Raw genomic sequence first — 17,162 nt, forward strand, 5'->3', positions numbered from 1 at the left:
ACGCCACTGTGACAGAGATGCTACTGTTTCAGTAAGGTAAGTCAATCGTCACATTTCTGTAATAAAACATTTTTCGTTATGCAAAAAAAAGAGCCATGATGAGAAAGATCGCGTTTTCACGCATCCGTTACGCGAGTCAGGCGCACACATGCTATTCACTCACCAGGAGCATCGCTATGTCTTTACAACGAAAAGTACTGTTTTGTCTCCCGCTGTTACTGCCCGCAGCGCTCACTTTCCCAGCCGCCGCACAGGATGGCTACACGCTCGAACAGGTCGTGGTGTTTAGTCGTCACGGCTTGCGCGCTCCGTTAGCCAGCCCGAGCAGCGCGCTCGGCAAGGTCACGCCCGATGCCTGGCCACAGTGGGATACCCCCAGCAGTTACCTGACCACGCGCGGCGGCGTGCTGGAAGCCTATTTCGGCCACTATTTTAGCGAATGGCTGGTAGATAACCGCCTGCTGGCTGCCGATACCTGTCCGACGGATAAAGACGTCTCGTTTTATGCCAACAGCCTGCAACGCACCATCTCAACCGCACAATATTTCGCCGTGGGCGCGTTCCCCGGTTGTCTGGTGCCAGTTGTGCACAAAGAAAAATTGGGGACGATGGATGCCACCTTTAACCCCCATCATCCGCAATGACAGTGCCACGTTTAAACAACAGGCCATCGACTCCATTAATCAAAAAGCCGGTGAAGGTGGGGTGAAAGGGCTCAATGAACGGCTGAAACCGGTGTATCAGCAGATGGCCGAGATCATTCGCTACAAGGATTCCGCCAACTGCAAGCAGGATAAACAGTGCGACCTGATGGCACAGGAAACTGACGTGAAGATTGAGGCAGGTAAAGAGCCGGGTGTGGTGGGTCCGCTGAGAACCGGCACCTCGATTGCTGATGCCTTTATTCTGCAATACTACGAAGGCACACCGATTAACCAGATCGGCTGGGGACGCATTAAAGATGAGAAGCAACTGGCTGATTTGGTGTCGATCAAAGAGTACTACAACAGCGTAGTGTTCAGTGCCCCGGTGGTTGCCAAAGCCGTCTCGGCCAACCTGGTCAAAGCGCTGGCCGGTTCGTTTGGCGAGCAGCAGCCCAAATTCACCTTCCTGGTCGGCCACGATTCAAACGTCGCGTCGCTGTTCTCCGCACTGGGCGTGAAACCGTACCATCTACCGCACCAATTGGAAACCACGCCGATCGGCGGCAAGGTGGTGTTCCAACGCTGGCGCGATAACGCCAGTAACAAGGCGCTGTTGAAAGTGGAATACGTGTATCAATCGACCGAACAGCTCGCTACGCTGGCACCATTGAACCGCGCCAACCCGCCGCAGCGCGTGACGCTAGCACTCAGCGAGTGTCCGACTAACGACAAGGGATTCTGTTCGTTCGACGATTTCGAGAAAATTACCAAGGCGCTAACTCAGTAACGATCCTGGTAGTGGCCGATGCAGAAGATGGGGTTTGGTCTTTTGCTCGCGTAAAGAATCACGCTGAGGCGCGCGTGGCCGCCGGGTGAGCCGCATGGATGCGGCGAAAGTTCCCGCCGCGTCTGGAACGCGTCGGGAACGGCCCGATCCGCGGACACGAACGCCGAAGGCACCGCGCAGCGGCGTGATTTATCGCGAAAAGCCTGGAGCCACGAGGCGGCGGCGATTGAGCGCCTCGTGTCGGGCGCGCAACAATGGTTGCAGAAACTGGCGTTGGTAAACGCGCACGAAACACTCACGCGACTGACAGAAACACAAGGATAATTCAGTGTCCCAGTATAAGACTTGTTATACCAGTATCACCTCAACACCTTGCGCTCGCAGTTGCTCTACGATAGTGGCGTCAGCATGCTTCCCAGTGATCACCACGTCAATCTGATCGGCACGGCTAAACAGCATGCCCGCACGTTGACCCACTTTGCTGCTGTCCACGACTACCGCCAGTTTGCCGACGTAGCTCAGAATCTTTTGTTCCGCCATCGCCGTCAGCATATCGGTTTTATACAGTCCTTCCGTCGTCAGCCCTTTACCGCTGGTGAACATCCAGTGACCGGCATACAAGCTTGCATCCCCTTCCTGAGGTGCCAAGGTGATCGACTGGCTCTTGTTGTACTGCCCGCCCATGATCACTACGCTTTCGTGCTCTTGCTCAATCAGGAAATTCGCCAATGGCAGATAGTTGGTGATCACCTGAATATCACGCCCGACAATCTCCCGCCCCAGCAAAAACGCCGTTGACCCACAGTTAATCACCACGCTTTCACCGGGGTTGCACAGCGCGGCAGCCGCCTGCGCGATGCGCATCTTCTCATCCAGATTCTGCGCCTGATAGATATTAAGGGGCGTCCAGGCCGGGCGCGGCAGGTTAACGGCCTCAGCGCCGTTGCGCACTTTGCGCAGTTTGCCCAATTCATTGAGTTTGTTGATGTCGCGTCGCGCAGTGGCGGGAGAAACGTCAAAATTCACGATCAGATCGGAGACGGTGAGTTGCCCCTGACGTTGCAGAAAATCAATGATGGCATGATGGCGCTGAGATTCAGTCATAGGTCGTCCGGTAACAAGAAGCGGCGCGTCATGGCGTCGACGTGAAAAGTTTACATCATAATTTATCATAAATGCGCATCAATCATCATATGCCCGCAATAATTCGCGTCGAAGTATGACAGGCATAGCGCGACGTGTTTGCCACGTCGCGTACTACATCGCAAGCTACATAACGAACTACAGGAAAGATTTGAACGGCAGATCGGGTTCCGTGGTAAAGCAGTCGTCAAAGCCGCGCGGATAGTGATATTCCAGATTATCTTTGTCCAACGGCCAGGTAAACTTGCCACCGACTTGCCAGATAAAGGGTTTAAAGCCGTATTGCAGACGGTCTTTTTTCATCTCCCACAGCACGCGAATTTCCTGCGGATCGGCTTGAAAATTCGACCAGATATCATGGTGGAAGGGAATAACCACCTTGGCATTCAACGCCTCGGCCATGCGTAGCATATCCGCACTGGTCATCTTGTCGGTAATACCACGCGGGTTTTCTCCGTATGAGCCCAACGCCACGTCAATGTCATACTCATTGCCGTGTTTCGCGTAGTAGTTGGAGTAGTGGGAATCACCGCTGTGATACAAATTGCCACCCGGGGTTTTGAACAGGTAGTTCACCGCGCGCAGATCCATGCCATCCGGCAACACGCCTGCCGCTTTTTGCTCCACCGGTAAGGTGATCAATGCGGTGCGGTCGAACGCATCTAACGCATGGATTTCAATATCTTTAATGCGGATCACCGAGCCCGGTTTCACCACAATGCAACGCTCGCGCGGCACCCCCCAGCCCACCCAGAGATCCACGCAGCTCTGTGGACCAATAAAGGGCACTTCTGCGCTGCAATTTTTCAGCACCGCAGCGGCGACATTGACGTCAATGTGGTCGTTGTGGTCGTGCGTCGCCAAAATAGCATCCACCTGGCGGATAGCGAACGGATCCAGCACAAACGGCGTGGTGCGCAAGTTAGGTTGCAATTTTTTCACCCCCGCCATGCGCTGCATCTGGTGCCCGTTTTTCATCAAAGGGTTACCGTGACTCTGCTTGCCGGTGCCGCACCAGAAATCGACACAAATATTGGCACCCCCCTCTGATTTCAACCAAATCCCGGTACAACCCAGCCACCACATGGCGAAGGTGCCAGCGGCAACCTGCTCTTGTTCGATCTCTTCATTCAACCAGGTGCCCCATTCCGGGAAGGTACTCAGGATCCAGGATTCGCGGGTAATGGTTTCTATCTTGCTCATGGCGTGACCTCATCATTAATCGGCAATTAAAAAATCACAAGTAATCATAAAAAGATTAAAAACGATAACTTTATGTCAATCTATCACCGTTAAATCGCACTGACAATCACTTGAAGTGATAAAAAAATCATGAAAATTCACATAGAGATCAAATAACGCGAAACACAAAAAACACAATGCATTGAATAATATGTAAAAAATAAAACATACTTGTTGAATGATCTTAAGCACCATGAGAATTGTGAGTTTAATCACAAAAAATCAAAAAAAATCTCAATACGATTACTAGTGATTACTGAAGTCTCTACGCCCGGTTATGTCAGCCATCGCGTCACTCCCTGTAAGCCGCCGTGATGGCAGGCAAGAGCAGTAAAACGGTAACAATAAAAATCGATTGGAGTGTTCCATGGAAACTCTCTACAACATCTTCACCATTTTCTTTAATCAGGTCATGACCAATGCCCCCTTGCTGCTGGGCATTGTGACCTTTCTCGGCTACCTGCTGTTGCGCAAAAGCGCAACGGTGATCATCAAAGGCACCATCAAGACGATCATCGGCTTTATGCTGTTGCAGGCGGGCTCCGGCATCCTGACCGGCACCTTCAAACCCGTGGTCGCCAAGATGTCCGAGGTGTATCAGATTAATGGTGCTATCTCTGACACTTACGCCTCGATGATGGCCACTATCGAACGCATGGGAGACGCCTACAGTTGGGTCGGCTATGCGGTGCTGCTGGCGCTGGCGCTGAACATTGTTTATGTCCTGCTGCGCCGTATTACCGGCATTCGCACCATTATGCTCACCGGCCATATCATGTTTCAGCAGGCGGGTTTGCTGGCGGTGTTCTTCTATATTCTCGGTTACCCAATGTGGACCACCATCCTGTGCAGCGCTGTGCTGGTGTCGCTCTAATGGGGGATTACCTCCAACATGATGTACAAACCGACGCAAGAAGTGACCGACGGCTGTGGTTTTTCCATCGGCCACCAGCAGCAGTTCGCCTCATGGTTAGCCTACAAACTCGCCCCCTATCTGGGTAAAAAAGAAGAGAGCGTCGAAGATCTGAAGCTGCCCGGCTGGCTTAATATCTTCCATGACAACATTGTCTCTACTGCCATCGTGATGACCGTGTTCTTTGGCGCAATCCTACTGTCATTCGGTATCGATACGGTGCAGAAGATGGCAGGAAAAACCCACTGGACCGTCTATATCCTGCAAACCGGTTTCCAGTTCGCCGTTGCCATTTTCATCATCGTGCAGGGCGTGCGCATGTTCGTTGCCGAGCTGTCCGAAGCCTTTAACGGCATCTCTCAACGTCTTATCCCCGGTGCCGTGCTGGCGATCGACTGCGCCGCCATCTACAGCTTTGCCCCGAATGCCGTGGTATGGGGCTTTATGTGGGGCACTATCGGCCAACTGATCGCCGTTGGCATTTTGATTGGGATCGGCTCGCCCATCATGATCATCCCCGGCTTTATCCCGATGTTCTTCTCCAACGCCACCATCGGCGTGTTTGCCAACCACTTTGGCGGCTGGCGCGCAGCGCTGAAAATTTGTCTGGTGATGGGGATGATTGAGATTTTTGGCTGCGTATGGGCGGTAAAACTCACCGGACTGTCGGCCTGGATGGGCATGGCGGACTGGTCAATTCTGGCTCCGCCACTGATGCAAGGCATGACGCTGGGTCTGTGGTTTATGGGCGTGGTGATCCTCATCGCGGTGGCCTACATGTACTTTGCCAGCCGCACCTTGCGGGCTGAAGAAGATGCAGAAAAACAACTCGCGCAAACCACCGCGCAATGACGCTGGAGAAAGCACCATGACAGTTCGGATTCTGGCCGTATGCGGCTGTGGGCAAGGCAGTTCCATGATCATGAAGATGAAGGTGGATCAATTCCTGACCCAACAAGGGGTGGCACACACCGTCAACAGCTGTGCCGTCGGAGAATACAAAGCAGAGCTGAGCGGCGCGGACATCATTATCGCCTCAACCCACGTGGCGGATGAGATAACCGTAAGCGGCAACAAATATGTCGTCGGCGTGCGCAATATGCTCTCTGCCGCTGAGTTTGGTCCCAAGCTGATGGAGGTGATCAATGCCCACTTCCCTCAGGATGCTAAAGCGTAAGGAGTTTCCATGAAGCTGCGCGATTCTCTACTGGAAAACCGGTCAATCCGCCTGCAAGCGGAGGCCGCCACCTGGCAAGAAGCGGTCAAAATCGGTGTCGATCTGTTGGTAGCCGCTGATGTGGTCGAGCCGCGCTACTACCAGGCGATTCTCGATGGCGTAGAACGTTTTGGTACCTACTTTGTGATAGCGCCCGGGCTTGCCATGCCCCATGGCCGCCCGGAGGAAGGGGTGAAAAAAACCGGCTTCGCGCTGGTAACACTAAAAACCCCACTGCCGTTCAACCATGAAGATAACGATCCGGTAGATCTGCTGATCACGCTGGCCGCCGAAGATGCTACCGCACACCAAGAGGTGGGCATTATGCAGATCGTTAATCTGTTTGAAGATGAGGCGAATTTCGATCGCCTGCGCGCCTGCCGCACCGAGCAGGATGTTTTAGATCTGATTGATCGCGCCACGCTGGCTGCGACGGAATAAGGAGTCCCCAATGCCACAGTTACCGATGTTACAAGTTGCGCTGGATAACCAGACGCTGTCCGATGCCTACAACACCACACGTCTGATCGCCGAAGAGGTGGACATTATCGAAGTCGGCACCATTCTATGCGTGGGCGAAGGGGTGCGTGCCGTGCGCGATCTGAAAGCGCTCTATCCGCACAAGATCGTGCTGGCCGATGCCAAGATTGCCGACGCGGGGAAAATCCTGTCACGCATGTGTTTTGAAGCCAATGCCGACTGGGTCACGGTGATCTGCTGCGCGGACATTAACACTGCCGCCGGCGCCCTGGCGGTAGCGCGCGAATTCGACGGCGATGTACAGATCGAATTGACCGGCTTTTGGACCTGGGAGCAAGCGGAAGCCTGGCGTGCGGCTGGGATTCAGCAAGTGGTGTATCACCGCAGCCGGGATGCACAGGCCGCGGGCGTCGCCTGGAGCGAAACCGACATCAGCGCCATCAAGCGCCTGGCAGAAATGGGCTTTAAAGTCACCGTCACCGGTGGTCTGGCGCTGGACGATCTGCCGCTATTTCAGGGCATCCCGATTCACGTCTTTATCGCCGGACGCAGTATCCGCGATGCGGCAAGCACGGTCGATGCTGCCCGTGAGTTTAAACGCCGTATTGCCCAACTGTGGGGCTAAGGGAAGTCACATGCTGACAAAAGCGGTGCCGCTGGGCATCTACGAAAAAGCGTTACCTCCCGGCGAGGATTGGCTGGCACGCTTACAACTGGCGCGCGAACTGGGCTTTGATTTCGTCGAAATGTCGCTGGATGAAACCGACGAGCGCTTAGCCCGGCTGGATTGGGATCGGGAACAGCGTCTGGCGTTAGTCAATGCCATTGCGGCTACCGGTATTCGGGTGCCTTCCATGTGCCTGAGCGCGCACCGCCGCTTCCCACTGGGCTCACAGGATGACGCCATTCGCGAGCAGGGACTCACCATCATGCATAAAGCGATTGCGCTGGCGCAGGATGTGGGGATTCGCGTGATTCAGTTGGCCGGTTACGATGTCTATTATCAGGAAGCCAATGAGATAACACGTGAACGTTTTCGCGACGGCCTGCAACACGCGGTAGAAATGGCAAGCCGCGCACAGGTCACACTGGCGATGGAGATCATGGATTACCCCCTGATGAACTCCATCAGCAAAGCGCTAGGCTATGCCAACTACCTCAACAACCCGTGGTTCCAGCTCTATCCCGATATCGGTAACCTCTCGGCCTGGGATAATGATGTGCAGATGGAGTTGCGCGCAGGCCAAGGCCACATTGTCGCGGTGCACGTGAAAGATACCCGCCCCGGCGTCTTCAAAAACGTGCCCTTCGGCACTGGCGTCGTGGATTTCGAACGCTGTTTTACCACGCTGAAAGAGAGCGGCTACCGTGGTCCTTATCTGATTGAGATGTGGAGCGAGAATGCCCCCGACCCGATCAAAGAAGTGCTCGCAGCGCGCGACTGGGTGAAACAGCGCATGGAACGCGCCGGTTTGCCCGTGGAGGAAGCCGCATGATAGCGCAACTGAAACAACGCGTCTTTGAAGCCAATATGGCCCTGCCTCAGCACGGTCTGGTGACGTACACCTGGGGGAATGTGAGTGCTATCGACCGCGAACGCGGTCTGGTGGTTATCAAACCCAGCGGCGTCGCCTATGAAGTGATGCGGGCCGAGGATATGGTGGTGGTCGATGTACAGGGCAATCTGGTTGAAGGGCATTATCGCCCTTCCTCAGATACCCCCACACATCTGGAGCTGTATCGCCGCTATCCGCAAATGGGGGGGATTGTGCACACGCACTCCACCCACGCCACCGCCTGGGCACAGGCCGGGTTAGACATTCCTGCGCTCGGCACCACGCACGCCGACTATTTTTTTGGCGACATTCCCTGCACCCGTCCACTGACGGCGCACGAAGTGGAGCATGAGTACGAAAAAAATACCGGTGTGGTCATTGCCCAGACGTTGGGAGATCGCAATCCGCTGCACACCCCCGGCATGATTGCCTACCAGCATGGGCCGTTCTGCTGGGGCAAAGATGCGGAAGAAGCGGTACACAATGCGGTGGTGCTGGAAGAAGTGGCGCGCATGGCCTGGCTCGCTTGCACGCTGAACCCTCATCTGCGCGCGCTCGACAGCGCATTGCAGCACAAGCATTTTAATCGCAAACACGGCCCGAACGCCTACTACGGGCAAAAATAACGCCTCGACGGTCATTCCTTGCCAACGCGAGAAATGACCGTATTCTCTGCCAATTACGCGCCCTTCTTCGCACCAATCCCCTATACTTTATGTGACAACCTTCAACAATATGTTACCTGCATCACGCCTAAATGTTTTTATTTGGTTAATCCTTGGCTGTGGTGTTTGTTTTCGATTATGATAATGCTCGAAAACGAACATTTTGACCTTTTTTTGGACACGGAGGAGAACGCGTGGAAACCAAAGACCTTATCGTGATCGGTGGGGGCATCAACGGCGCAGGCATTGCAGCCGATGCCGCGGGCCGTGGCTTGTCGGTGCTGCTGTTAGAAGCACAGGATCTTGCCAGCGCGACCTCCTCTGCCAGTTCAAAATTGATCCACGGCGGCCTGCGCTACCTGGAACATTACGAGTTTCGTTTGGTGAGCGAAGCGCTCTCCGAGCGTGAAAAATTGCTGAAGATGGCACCGCACATCATCTTCCCAATGCGCTTCCGTTTGCCCCATCAGCCGCACCTGCGCCCGGCCTGGATGATTCGTATCGGGTTATTTATGTATGACAATCTGGGCAAACGCGTCAGCCTGCCCGCCAGTCACGGCCTGAAATTCGGCAAGGACTCGGTGCTGAAACCCGAATTAACGCGCGGTTTCGAATATTCCGACTGCTGGGTAGACGATGCGCGTCTGGTGGTATTGAACGCGCAGGAAGTGGTGAAACGCGGCGGCGAAGTGCGCACCCGCACCAAAGTGACGCGGGCGCGTCGCGAAGGCGATCTGTGGATCATCGATGCCGTCGACAGCGTTACCGGAGAAACCCATACCTGGCAGGCGAAAGGACTGGTCAACGCCACGGGCCCTTGGGTGAAAGAGTTCTTCGATCATGGGCTGGAGCTGAAATCCCCTTATGGCATTCGTCTGATCAAAGGCAGCCACATTGTTGTGCCTCGCGTACACGACGAACCACAGTCCTACATTCTGCAAAACAAAGATAACCGCATTGTGTTTGTGATTCCGTGGCAGGATGAGTTCTCGATCATCGGCACCACCGACGTGGAATACCACGGCGATCCGCATGACGTGAAGATCGACGACAAAGAAACGGCCTACTTGCTGGATGTCTACAACGATCACTTCAAAAAGACGCTGACACGAGACGATATCGTATGGACCTATTCCGGCGTGCGCCCGCTGTGCGATGATGAGTCGGATTCTCCGCAGGCCATTACCCGTGATTACACGCTGTCGGTGGCGGACGAGCACGGTAAAGCGCCTCTGCTGTCGGTGTTTGGCGGCAAGCTGACCACCTACCGCAAGCTGGCAGAGCATGCGATGGAGAAACTGGCAAAATACTATCCGCACAGCGGTCAGGCCTGGACGCAAAACGCGGTGCTGCCCGGCGGCGATTTGGCCGGTACGCGCGACGAATACGCCGCTGCGCTGCGCCGTCGTTTCAATCTGCCGGAATCTCTGGCGCGTCGCTATGCCCGCACCTACGGTTCCCACAGCGAACTGATCCTGACGAACGCCACAGGCATTCATGACCTCGGCGAAAACTTCGGACACGACCTCTACGAAGCAGAATTGCGCTATCTGGCCGACAAAGAGTGGGTTGTCAGCGTGGAGGATGCTATCTGGCGTCGTACCAAGCTGGGCATGTGGCTGAATGATGAGCAAAAACAGCGCGTCGCTGACTGGCTGAGTGCCTATCGCCAATCCAAAGTTACCGCACAGTAATTTTTCTGCCAGACCGCTCCCCCCACGACAGGTTGCCGAAAGGTAACCTGTTCGTTTTTTACACGAAAGAAACGTTAACATTTCGCGGAATACAACGCCCATTACCCACTCAAAAAATATGGTTAATCATTTTTCCCCTCTTCAGGCTAATCTGCTCTCACAGACGCAAGTCAAAGCAGCGTCATCTCAAGAAAATAAACCGGGCCAGTAACAGTAAATAATAAACGAATGATAATAAACATTGCGCACAATGTTATTTATTATGTTAATGGAATTTAAAATCGAGGAATATATTTATATCAAGAAGGAAAACGATGGATTAAATAAATATCAGGCAGGATGTAAATAAGAATAATAATCAATACCCACAAAAAATAAATGGCTATTTATTTTTCTACGATATAGCTCACAGAATAAATATAATAAAATACCCATTCTTATTAATGATTAACGGAGTAATAAATTGCATATCAAGTACTCTATTATTAGTACTGATAGCCAATCATGACCTCCGTCCTATTCAACATTGCATCGTAAGTCAGTTCGCAAAACAGACGCGGGTAATAAGCCGTTGTGATGAGATATCGTTATTAACTATTTTATACAACGGTTAGTGTTTACTGTCACGTTATTTCTTGCCGCCTTGTTGCGTGTTTTGTACTGCGTTGATTTCCGTGCTCATGTATTCGGGTATGCGGAGGATGAAAATTAAATGCCTAATCAGGTTGAGCGTCCTTTATTGGATCTGGGACTAACAAGACTCGAATTCCTGCGGATTTCAGGCAAAGGCCTGGCAGGGATCACTATTGCGCCAGCGCTGCTTTCACTGTTGGGGTGCCGACAGGAACAGATCGACAGCGGCGTTATCGGGCTGACGACCACCCCCAAAGGCGTGCTGGTGACAAACCGCGCCCGCTGCACCGGGTGCCATCGCTGCGAAACCGCCTGTACGTCGTTTAATGACGGCAGCGTTGGTTCCTATTTCTCACGCGTCAAAATCCATCGCCATTTCTACTACGGCGACGGTGGACTTGGCTCCGGCGGCGGCCTGTACGGCGATCTCAATTTCACCACTGACACCTGTCGGCAGTGTAAAGATCCCGAATGCATGAAAGCCTGCCCTATCAAGGCGATCGCCTTCAATGAAGAGCATGGCAGCATCGCCGTGGACACCAAGCGCTGCATCGGCTGCGCCGCCTGTCCCTGGATGATGGCGACCGTTAACCCGCAGACCAAAAAATCGGGCAAATGCATTCTGTGCGGTGAATGCGCGACGGCGTGCCCGACCGGGGCATTATCCATTATCGAATGGAAAGAGATTACCGTCTGATAACGGCGATGGGCCTTATCCCCTTATTCACGCGGCGTTTCATACGCAGGAAGAAAAATTATGATTAACGGTTGGACAGGTAATATATTACGTATCAACTTGAGCACCGGCACCATCAGCAAAGAGGATTCCAGCCAATATAAAAAGATGGTTGGCGGAATGGGCTTTGGCTATAAAATCATGTATGACGAGGTGCCAGCCGGAACCAAACCTTTCGATGAGGGCAATAAAGTTGTTTTCGCCGTCGGGTCGCTGACCGGCTCCGGTGCACCGTGCAGTTCGCGCGTCAATATTACCTCACTGTCGACCTTTACCCGGGGCCATCTGGTTGTTGATGCGAATATGGGGGGGTTCTTTGCCGCCTACATGAAATATGCGGGCTACGACGCCATTATTATTGAAGGCAAAGCAGAAAAACCGGTCTGGATTAATATTCAGAACGATGAAGTCAAAATTGAAAATGCCGCTTTCCTATGGGGAAAAAGCACGCGAGCCACCACCGAAGAAATTTGTCGCGCCACCAGTGAAGAAACCTGCGTCGCGGCTATCGGCCCGGCCGGGGAAAATCTGGTACCGCTCTCAGGCATTCTAAATAGCCGCAACCACAGCGGCGGTGCGGGCGTCGGGGCCGTGCTTGGTTCCAAAAATCTCAAAGCCATCGCGGTGTGGGGTAGCCACGGCGTTAACGTCGCTAACCGCGAAGAACTCAAAGCGCTCAACGAATACATGATGACGCAGCTCATCGGTGCCAACAATAACCACGTTGTCCCGAGCACGCCGCAGGCATGGGCTGAATATTCTGACCCGAAATCACGCTGGACCGCGCGCAAGGGCCTGTACTGGCAGGCGGCGGAAGGCGGCCCGATTGAAACCGGCGAAATCCCGCCGGGCAACCAGAACACCGTTGGTTTCCGCACCATGAAATCCACCTTCGATCTGGGACCCGCCGCGGAAAAATACACGGTGAAAATGGGCGGATGCCACTCCTGCCCGATCCACTGTATGTCGCAGCTTAACGTGCCGCAGGCCAAGCAGTTTGGCGGACCGACCACCGGCGGCAACACCTGTGTCGCCAACTTTGTGCACACCACCATCTTCCCCAACGGCCCCAAAGATATCGCTGAAAAAGGCGATGGCAACGTGGTCGGAAACCTGGTCGGTCTGAGTATCTTCGACGACATGGGATTGTGGTGTAACTACGGTCAATTGCACCGGGACTTCACCTACTGCCATACCCACGGCGTGTTCAAACGCGTTTTGCCCGCCGAAGAGTATGCGTCTATTCCCTGGAAACTGATGGAAGAAGGCGATCCTAACTTTATCAAGGACATCTACCATCGTCTGGCCCACCGTATCGGCGAATTCAGCCATTTGTCCGACGGCTCCTACTTCATCGCAGAGCGCTGGAATCTGGGACCAGAATATTGGAATTACGCCAAGAACAAGCTGTGGTCGCCCATGGGCTTCCCGGTGCACCATGCCAACGAAGCCTCGGCGCAGGTGGGGACGATCGTCAACTGCATGTTCAACCGTGATGCCATGACGCACACCCACATTAACTACATTGGCAGCGGCCTGCCGCTCAAGCTGCAAAAAGAGATCGCCGCTGAGCTGTTCGGCTCTGCTGACGCTTTTGACGAAACCAAAAGCTACACCCCAATCAACCGCTACAAGATTGATTACGCCAAGTGGACGCTGCTGAGAAGCTGCCTGCACGATGCCGTGACGCTGTGTAACTGGGTGTGGCCGATGACTGTATCACCGCACAAAAGCCGTAACTACCGCGGCGATCTGGCAATGGAAGCGAAATTCTTTGCTGCCGTCACCGGCGAAGATACCACCGAAGCCAGCCTCGATCTGGCGGCAGAGCGTATCTTCACGTTACACCGCGCCTACACCGTGAAGCTGATGAACACCATGGATATGCGCCGTGAGCACGATCAGATCTGTGACTGGGTGTTCGATAAGGACCCGAAACTGCCCGCGTTCAGTGAAGGCACCGACAAGATGGATCGCGACGATGTGCAGAAATCGTTGACGATGTTCTACAGCGCCATGGGTTGGGACCCTGAACTGGGCTGCCCGACGCGTGCCGTTTTGGAACGTCTTGACCTGAAAGAGGTGGCAGACGATTTGGCGGCGCACAACCTGTTGCCGGCCTGAGTACAAGGCATCAATCATGAAAACTGTTGTGGATAACCAAACAACGCCGCCTGATGAATTGCCCTCTGCGGCGCTTGCCGCCGCAGAGGGCGTTGCAGACAGCGATGCACCGGATATGCGCCGACGCAGGTTGTTGCTGCCGCTAAGCGTCGCACTGCGCGATGCACCGGCAGCGCAGGAAACCGCGCCGACAGAGGAAGCGCCCAAAGCCCCTTACCTGGTTCTGGCGGATTACCTGCGTGGCTGCTCTGCCAACGGCACGGTGGTGGATCGGCGCGACCTGTTAGCGCCGCCCTACGCGTTAACCGAAGAGGAACTGGATGTCCTGTTAATGCAGATTCGTGCCGAAGAACAAGGCAGCGATATCGTTGAGATAGCGCAGCAGGACACCTGTTTCTACTATTCCGACCGTTACATGAGCCATAACTACGCGCGGATTTTGATCTTCACGCATGAGCAGGACGCCTGCGCGACGTTGGCGCAGACCGTCCGCTTTGAGTGTGAAACCTATCCGCGTCCGTTCAAGGCCGGCATGTTGGCGCTGCACCCGTATGGATTTGATGACGACAAGATAGCAAGCACGTTGCGCTTTCTCGCCGACACCGAGGCTTATCAGGATATTCACCCGGTGGAAGCCTCCAACGGCGCCATCTATCTGTACAGCGACCGCTACATGAGTGTCGGCAAAGCCCAAGGGCTCTGTGAATGGATTGAGGTGGAACAATATGAGAACCCCTAGCCCGCGCGCCCGGTATGCGTGGATCACAATGAATAACGTACTTTCTGGGAGGCATGGAAGATGACATGCTCACGCCGTAAATTTGTCCTCGGCATGGGGTCGGTGATTTTTTTCAGCGCACCGGTTTTCTCGGCATTGGGTAAAGCGGAAAAAGGCGCCCCCGTGCGCTATGCCATGATCCATGATGAAGTGAAGTGCAACGGCTGTAATATCTGTACCGTTGCCTGTCATAAGGTCAATAAGGTACCTACCGGCGCGGCGCGCATGAGCATTGCGCACATTGCGATGACGCCGCCTGAATCCGGTAACACCTATCACTTTTTCCGTCACTCTTGCCAGCAGTGCGAAGATGCACCGTGCATTACCGTCTGCCCGACGGGCGCGTCCTACCGCGACGACAGCAACGGGATCGTGCGGGTGGATAAGCCCAAGTGCATTGGGTGCAGCTACTGCATCTCCGCGTGCCCGTATCAGGTGCGCTACCTGAACCCGGTTACCCATGTGGCGGATAAATGCGACTTCTGTCTGGAATCGCGTCTGATGAAAGGATTCACGCCCATTTGCGTCAGTGCCTGCCCACAGAATGCGCTGATCTTCGGACGAGAGGACAGCGATGTGGTGCAGAACTGGCTGAAAACACACGACTACTATGAGTATCAGTTGCCAAATGTGGGTAAACCGCACCTCTATCGTCGGCCGGGACCCCATGAAGTGAAGAAGGTGAACGCATGAATATCATGCCTAACGCTGAGCAATTTCAGTCCCAGCTGTATCAGTATGTTTATCTCTACACCCCCGACTATTGGCCTATCTGGCTGATTCTGGCTGGCGTGGCGTTTGTCGGCATGCTGGGCGTGTTGGCGCTGCACGGTTTCCTGCGTTACCGCTTCGCCGCGCCGCATGCTGCCGGACATGAGGAGAAGGTGTATCTCTACTCACGGGCGGTACGCTTGTGGCACTGGAGCAACGCGCTGCTGCTTATCCTGTTGCTGGCGAGCGGTTTCATCAACCACTTTGCGCTGCTTGGTACGCACGATACCGCGCTGCTGGTATCGCTGCACAGCCTGTGCGGCTACTCTATCTGTTGCTGGTGTGCTGGCTGGCGTTTGTGCTGATTAATGCGCTGGGCGGCAACGGGCACCACTACGTTATCGAGCGACAGGGATGGGGTCAGCGGGCTTTTCTGCAAGTGCGCTTTTATCTTTACGGCATTATCAAGGGTGAAGACCATCCGTTCCCGGCCACGCCGCGCGCCAAGTTCAACCCGCTACAGCAGGTGGCTTATCTGGGGGTGATGTACAGCCTGGTGCCGCTACTGCTGCTCTCAGGGGTAGTATTGCATAACCCACTGTGGCTGCCCGCCGGATGGGTCTTGGTGAAAGCCTGGCTGCTGCCGGTGCATTTTATGCTGGCGGTACTCAGCGTGTTCTTTATCTGTGGGCATCTCTATCTGTGCACCACCGGGCGCACGCCGACCCAGACCTTCCGCAGTATGGTCGATGGCTACCACAGGCACTGACGGAGAGCCCATGATGCCGACCCACGGAGAACCGCACATCACTCGTGAACAGTTACGCGCGCTGCACGTTAGCCGCGACTTGTATCGCTGGTTCCTGCGACATTTTCCAACGGGCGGCAGCTATCAGGCAATTCACGAGGCGCTGATTGGCGATGGTCACAGCGCCTGGCTGGAAAGCCTGGTGGATTATGCTTACGCACACAGCTTTGGCGCACGGCCGTTTCTGGAACAGGAGATCGGCAGCGCGCGAACCCTGGCCGCACAGCTGACACGCTGTCAGGCAGAGCAGTTACACATCACCCCGCGCGGCAACGCCAGTGGCCGCTTCACGCCAGTGCTGTCGTGCACCTTGCAGTTTGCCAGCGGCGATCACGCGTTGAATATCGGCTGTTCCGGCTTTCAGAGCCATTTGGCTGCCACCGGTAACGGCAACTTTATCGGTCAATCCGGCGATAACGGCAGCATCGCCAGCGCAGGCTACGGCTGCCAGTTGGTGAGCAGCGGCTTTGCCGCCAAAATGAGCAATACCGGGCAGAACTGCCGCATCAGTGCGTTGGGCGATCGCGCGCGCATTGCCAACTGCGGCAATGCGACAAAAATCAGCAGTGCCGGTCGTGGCACCCACATCACCAACAGCGGCAGACGCAATTACCTCGCCAGCCAAGGCGCCTCAACGCGCGTGGCAAATGCCGGCGACGGCAGTCACATCTACACGCAGGGCGTGGGCAGCCGTATCACCAACAGTGGCGATAACGTCACGCTACAGGCCAGCGGTAGCGACAGCGTGTTTTGCTCTAGCGGCAGTGTGCAACAGTTCACGCTGGGCGTCGGTGGCTGTGCGGCACTCAGCTACCATGACGGTAAACGCCTGCGTTTTGTCACCGTCTATGAAGGAGAAAACGGCATTGTTGCTGGTGTCCCCTATCGCCTGACAGAGCACGGCAAGATAGAGCCGCTCGCGGATAACACAGAAAATCAACGCCTCACTCCCGCCCACTGCGTCAACGACTAAGCCTCTCGCCGTCGCGGTATCAGTTCACTACTGAGGCGCACAGCTTTCGGTGCTATCAC

At 54.7% G+C, this 17,162-nt stretch carries 13 protein-coding genes and 3 pseudogenes; 14 read left to right on the forward strand and 2 right to left on the reverse strand.

Translation table 11 applies throughout. The annotated features are described in order from the left end of the window. Window positions 1-176: 176 nt before the first annotated feature. A pseudogene (gene agp / locus K6K13_RS21805) lies at window positions 177-1,431 on the forward strand (bifunctional glucose-1-phosphatase/inositol phosphatase). A 348-nt stretch (window positions 1,432-1,779) separates the two neighbouring features. Here the strand turns inward: agp and ulaR are convergent. Beyond that, window positions 1,780-2,535 (reverse strand): HTH-type transcriptional regulator UlaR, encoded by a 756-nt coding sequence (ulaR, locus tag K6K13_RS21810; RefSeq protein WP_222158818.1) that lies wholly within the window; start codon window positions 2,533-2,535, stop codon window positions 1,780-1,782. A 177-nt stretch (window positions 2,536-2,712) separates the two neighbouring features. Further along, complete coding sequence (gene ulaG / locus K6K13_RS21815) at window positions 2,713-3,777, reverse strand: L-ascorbate 6-phosphate lactonase (RefSeq protein ID WP_222158819.1); 1,065 nt, start codon at window positions 3,775-3,777, stop codon at window positions 2,713-2,715. Between the two features lie 406 nt (window positions 3,778-4,183). Between ulaG and K6K13_RS21820 the strand changes: the two are divergent. The 13 genes and pseudogenes from K6K13_RS21820 to ydhT all read left to right on the forward strand — a co-directional run bounded on the left by K6K13_RS21820 (window position 4,184) and on the right by ydhT (window position 17,103). Next, window positions 4,184-5,581: pseudogene (locus tag K6K13_RS21820) on the forward strand (PTS ascorbate-specific subunit IIBC). A 16-nt stretch (window positions 5,582-5,597) separates the two neighbouring features. Then, complete coding sequence (gene ulaB, locus K6K13_RS21825; RefSeq protein ID WP_222158820.1) at window positions 5,598-5,906, forward strand: PTS ascorbate transporter subunit IIB; 309 nt, start codon at window positions 5,598-5,600, stop codon at window positions 5,904-5,906. 9 nt (window positions 5,907-5,915) lie between these two features. Next, window positions 5,916-6,386 (forward strand): PTS ascorbate transporter subunit IIA, encoded by a 471-nt coding sequence (gene ulaC, locus K6K13_RS21830; RefSeq protein WP_222158821.1) that lies wholly within the window; start codon window positions 5,916-5,918, stop codon window positions 6,384-6,386. A gap of 10 nt (window positions 6,387-6,396) precedes the next feature. Beyond that, the gene (locus K6K13_RS21835) at window positions 6,397-7,050 is read left to right on the forward strand and encodes a 3-keto-L-gulonate-6-phosphate decarboxylase UlaD (protein ID WP_222158822.1); all 654 of its coding nucleotides are present in this window, start codon (window positions 6,397-6,399) and stop codon (window positions 7,048-7,050) included. 10 nt (window positions 7,051-7,060) lie between these two features. Next, on the forward strand, window positions 7,061-7,921 hold the full coding sequence (locus K6K13_RS21840) for an L-ribulose-5-phosphate 3-epimerase (protein ID WP_222158823.1): 861 nt from the start codon (window positions 7,061-7,063) through the stop codon (window positions 7,919-7,921). Further along, window positions 7,921-8,607 carry an L-ribulose-5-phosphate 4-epimerase gene (locus K6K13_RS21845; protein ID WP_222161221.1) on the forward strand — a complete coding sequence of 229 codons (687 nt, stop codon included), beginning with the start codon at window positions 7,921-7,923 and terminating at the stop codon, window positions 8,605-8,607. Before K6K13_RS21840 ends, K6K13_RS21845 begins: the two co-directional genes overlap by 1 nt. Before the next feature lie 233 nt (window positions 8,608-8,840). Then, window positions 8,841-10,340 carry a glycerol-3-phosphate dehydrogenase gene (glpD, locus tag K6K13_RS21850; protein ID WP_222158824.1) on the forward strand — a complete coding sequence of 500 codons (1,500 nt, stop codon included), beginning with the start codon at window positions 8,841-8,843 and terminating at the stop codon, window positions 10,338-10,340. Window positions 10,341-11,052: 712 nt separating this feature from the next. Continuing rightward, the gene (locus K6K13_RS21855; protein WP_222158825.1) at window positions 11,053-11,670 is read left to right on the forward strand and encodes a ferredoxin-like protein; all 618 of its coding nucleotides are present in this window, start codon (window positions 11,053-11,055) and stop codon (window positions 11,668-11,670) included. Between the two features lie 60 nt (window positions 11,671-11,730). Next, the gene (locus K6K13_RS21860) at window positions 11,731-13,833 is read left to right on the forward strand and encodes an aldehyde ferredoxin oxidoreductase (protein ID WP_222158826.1); all 2,103 of its coding nucleotides are present in this window, start codon (window positions 11,731-11,733) and stop codon (window positions 13,831-13,833) included. A 16-nt stretch (window positions 13,834-13,849) separates the two neighbouring features. Further along, a complete protein-coding gene (locus K6K13_RS21865; RefSeq protein ID WP_222158827.1) occupies window positions 13,850-14,572 on the forward strand; it encodes a YdhW family putative oxidoreductase system protein in 723 nt (240 codons plus the stop codon). Window positions 14,573-14,632: 60 nt separating this feature from the next. Further along, complete coding sequence (locus tag K6K13_RS21870) at window positions 14,633-15,304, forward strand: 4Fe-4S dicluster domain-containing protein (protein WP_222158828.1); 672 nt, start codon at window positions 14,633-14,635, stop codon at window positions 15,302-15,304. After that, window positions 15,301-16,091, forward strand: a pseudogene (gene phsC, locus K6K13_RS21875) (thiosulfate reductase cytochrome B subunit). The gene K6K13_RS21870 and the pseudogene phsC overlap by 4 nt, the downstream one beginning before the upstream one ends. Window positions 16,092-16,101: 10 nt before the next feature. After that, on the forward strand, window positions 16,102-17,103 hold the full coding sequence (gene ydhT / locus K6K13_RS21880) for a protein YdhT (protein WP_222158829.1): 1,002 nt from the start codon (window positions 16,102-16,104) through the stop codon (window positions 17,101-17,103). Window positions 17,104-17,162 lie beyond the last annotated feature (59 nt).

Source organism: Symbiopectobacterium purcellii, from assembly GCF_019797845.1.
GTDB classification, from domain to species: domain Bacteria; phylum Pseudomonadota; class Gammaproteobacteria; order Enterobacterales; family Enterobacteriaceae; genus Symbiopectobacterium; species Symbiopectobacterium purcellii.

What these genes read in the sequence shown, in the direction of transcription:
- ulaR (WP_222158818.1), bottom strand. Translation starts at nt 2,535, where the DNA reads ATGACTGAATCTCAGCGCCATCATGCCATCATTGATTTTCTGCAACGT.
- ulaG (WP_222158819.1), bottom strand. Translation starts at nt 3,777, where the DNA reads ATGAGCAAGATAGAAACCATTACCCGCGAATCCTGGATCCTGAGTACC.
- ulaB (WP_222158820.1), top strand. Translation starts at nt 5,598, where the DNA reads ATGACAGTTCGGATTCTGGCCGTATGCGGCTGTGGGCAAGGCAGTTCC.
- ulaC (WP_222158821.1), top strand. Translation starts at nt 5,916, where the DNA reads ATGAAGCTGCGCGATTCTCTACTGGAAAACCGGTCAATCCGCCTGCAA.
- K6K13_RS21835 (WP_222158822.1), top strand. Translation starts at nt 6,397, where the DNA reads ATGCCACAGTTACCGATGTTACAAGTTGCGCTGGATAACCAGACGCTG.
- K6K13_RS21840 (WP_222158823.1), top strand. Translation starts at nt 7,061, where the DNA reads ATGCTGACAAAAGCGGTGCCGCTGGGCATCTACGAAAAAGCGTTACCT.
- K6K13_RS21855 (WP_222158825.1), top strand. Translation starts at nt 11,053, where the DNA reads ATGCCTAATCAGGTTGAGCGTCCTTTATTGGATCTGGGACTAACAAGA.
- K6K13_RS21860 (WP_222158826.1), top strand. Translation starts at nt 11,731, where the DNA reads ATGATTAACGGTTGGACAGGTAATATATTACGTATCAACTTGAGCACC.
- K6K13_RS21865 (WP_222158827.1), top strand. Translation starts at nt 13,850, where the DNA reads ATGAAAACTGTTGTGGATAACCAAACAACGCCGCCTGATGAATTGCCC.
- K6K13_RS21870 (WP_222158828.1), top strand. Translation starts at nt 14,633, where the DNA reads ATGACATGCTCACGCCGTAAATTTGTCCTCGGCATGGGGTCGGTGATT.
- ydhT (WP_222158829.1), top strand. Translation starts at nt 16,102, where the DNA reads ATGATGCCGACCCACGGAGAACCGCACATCACTCGTGAACAGTTACGC.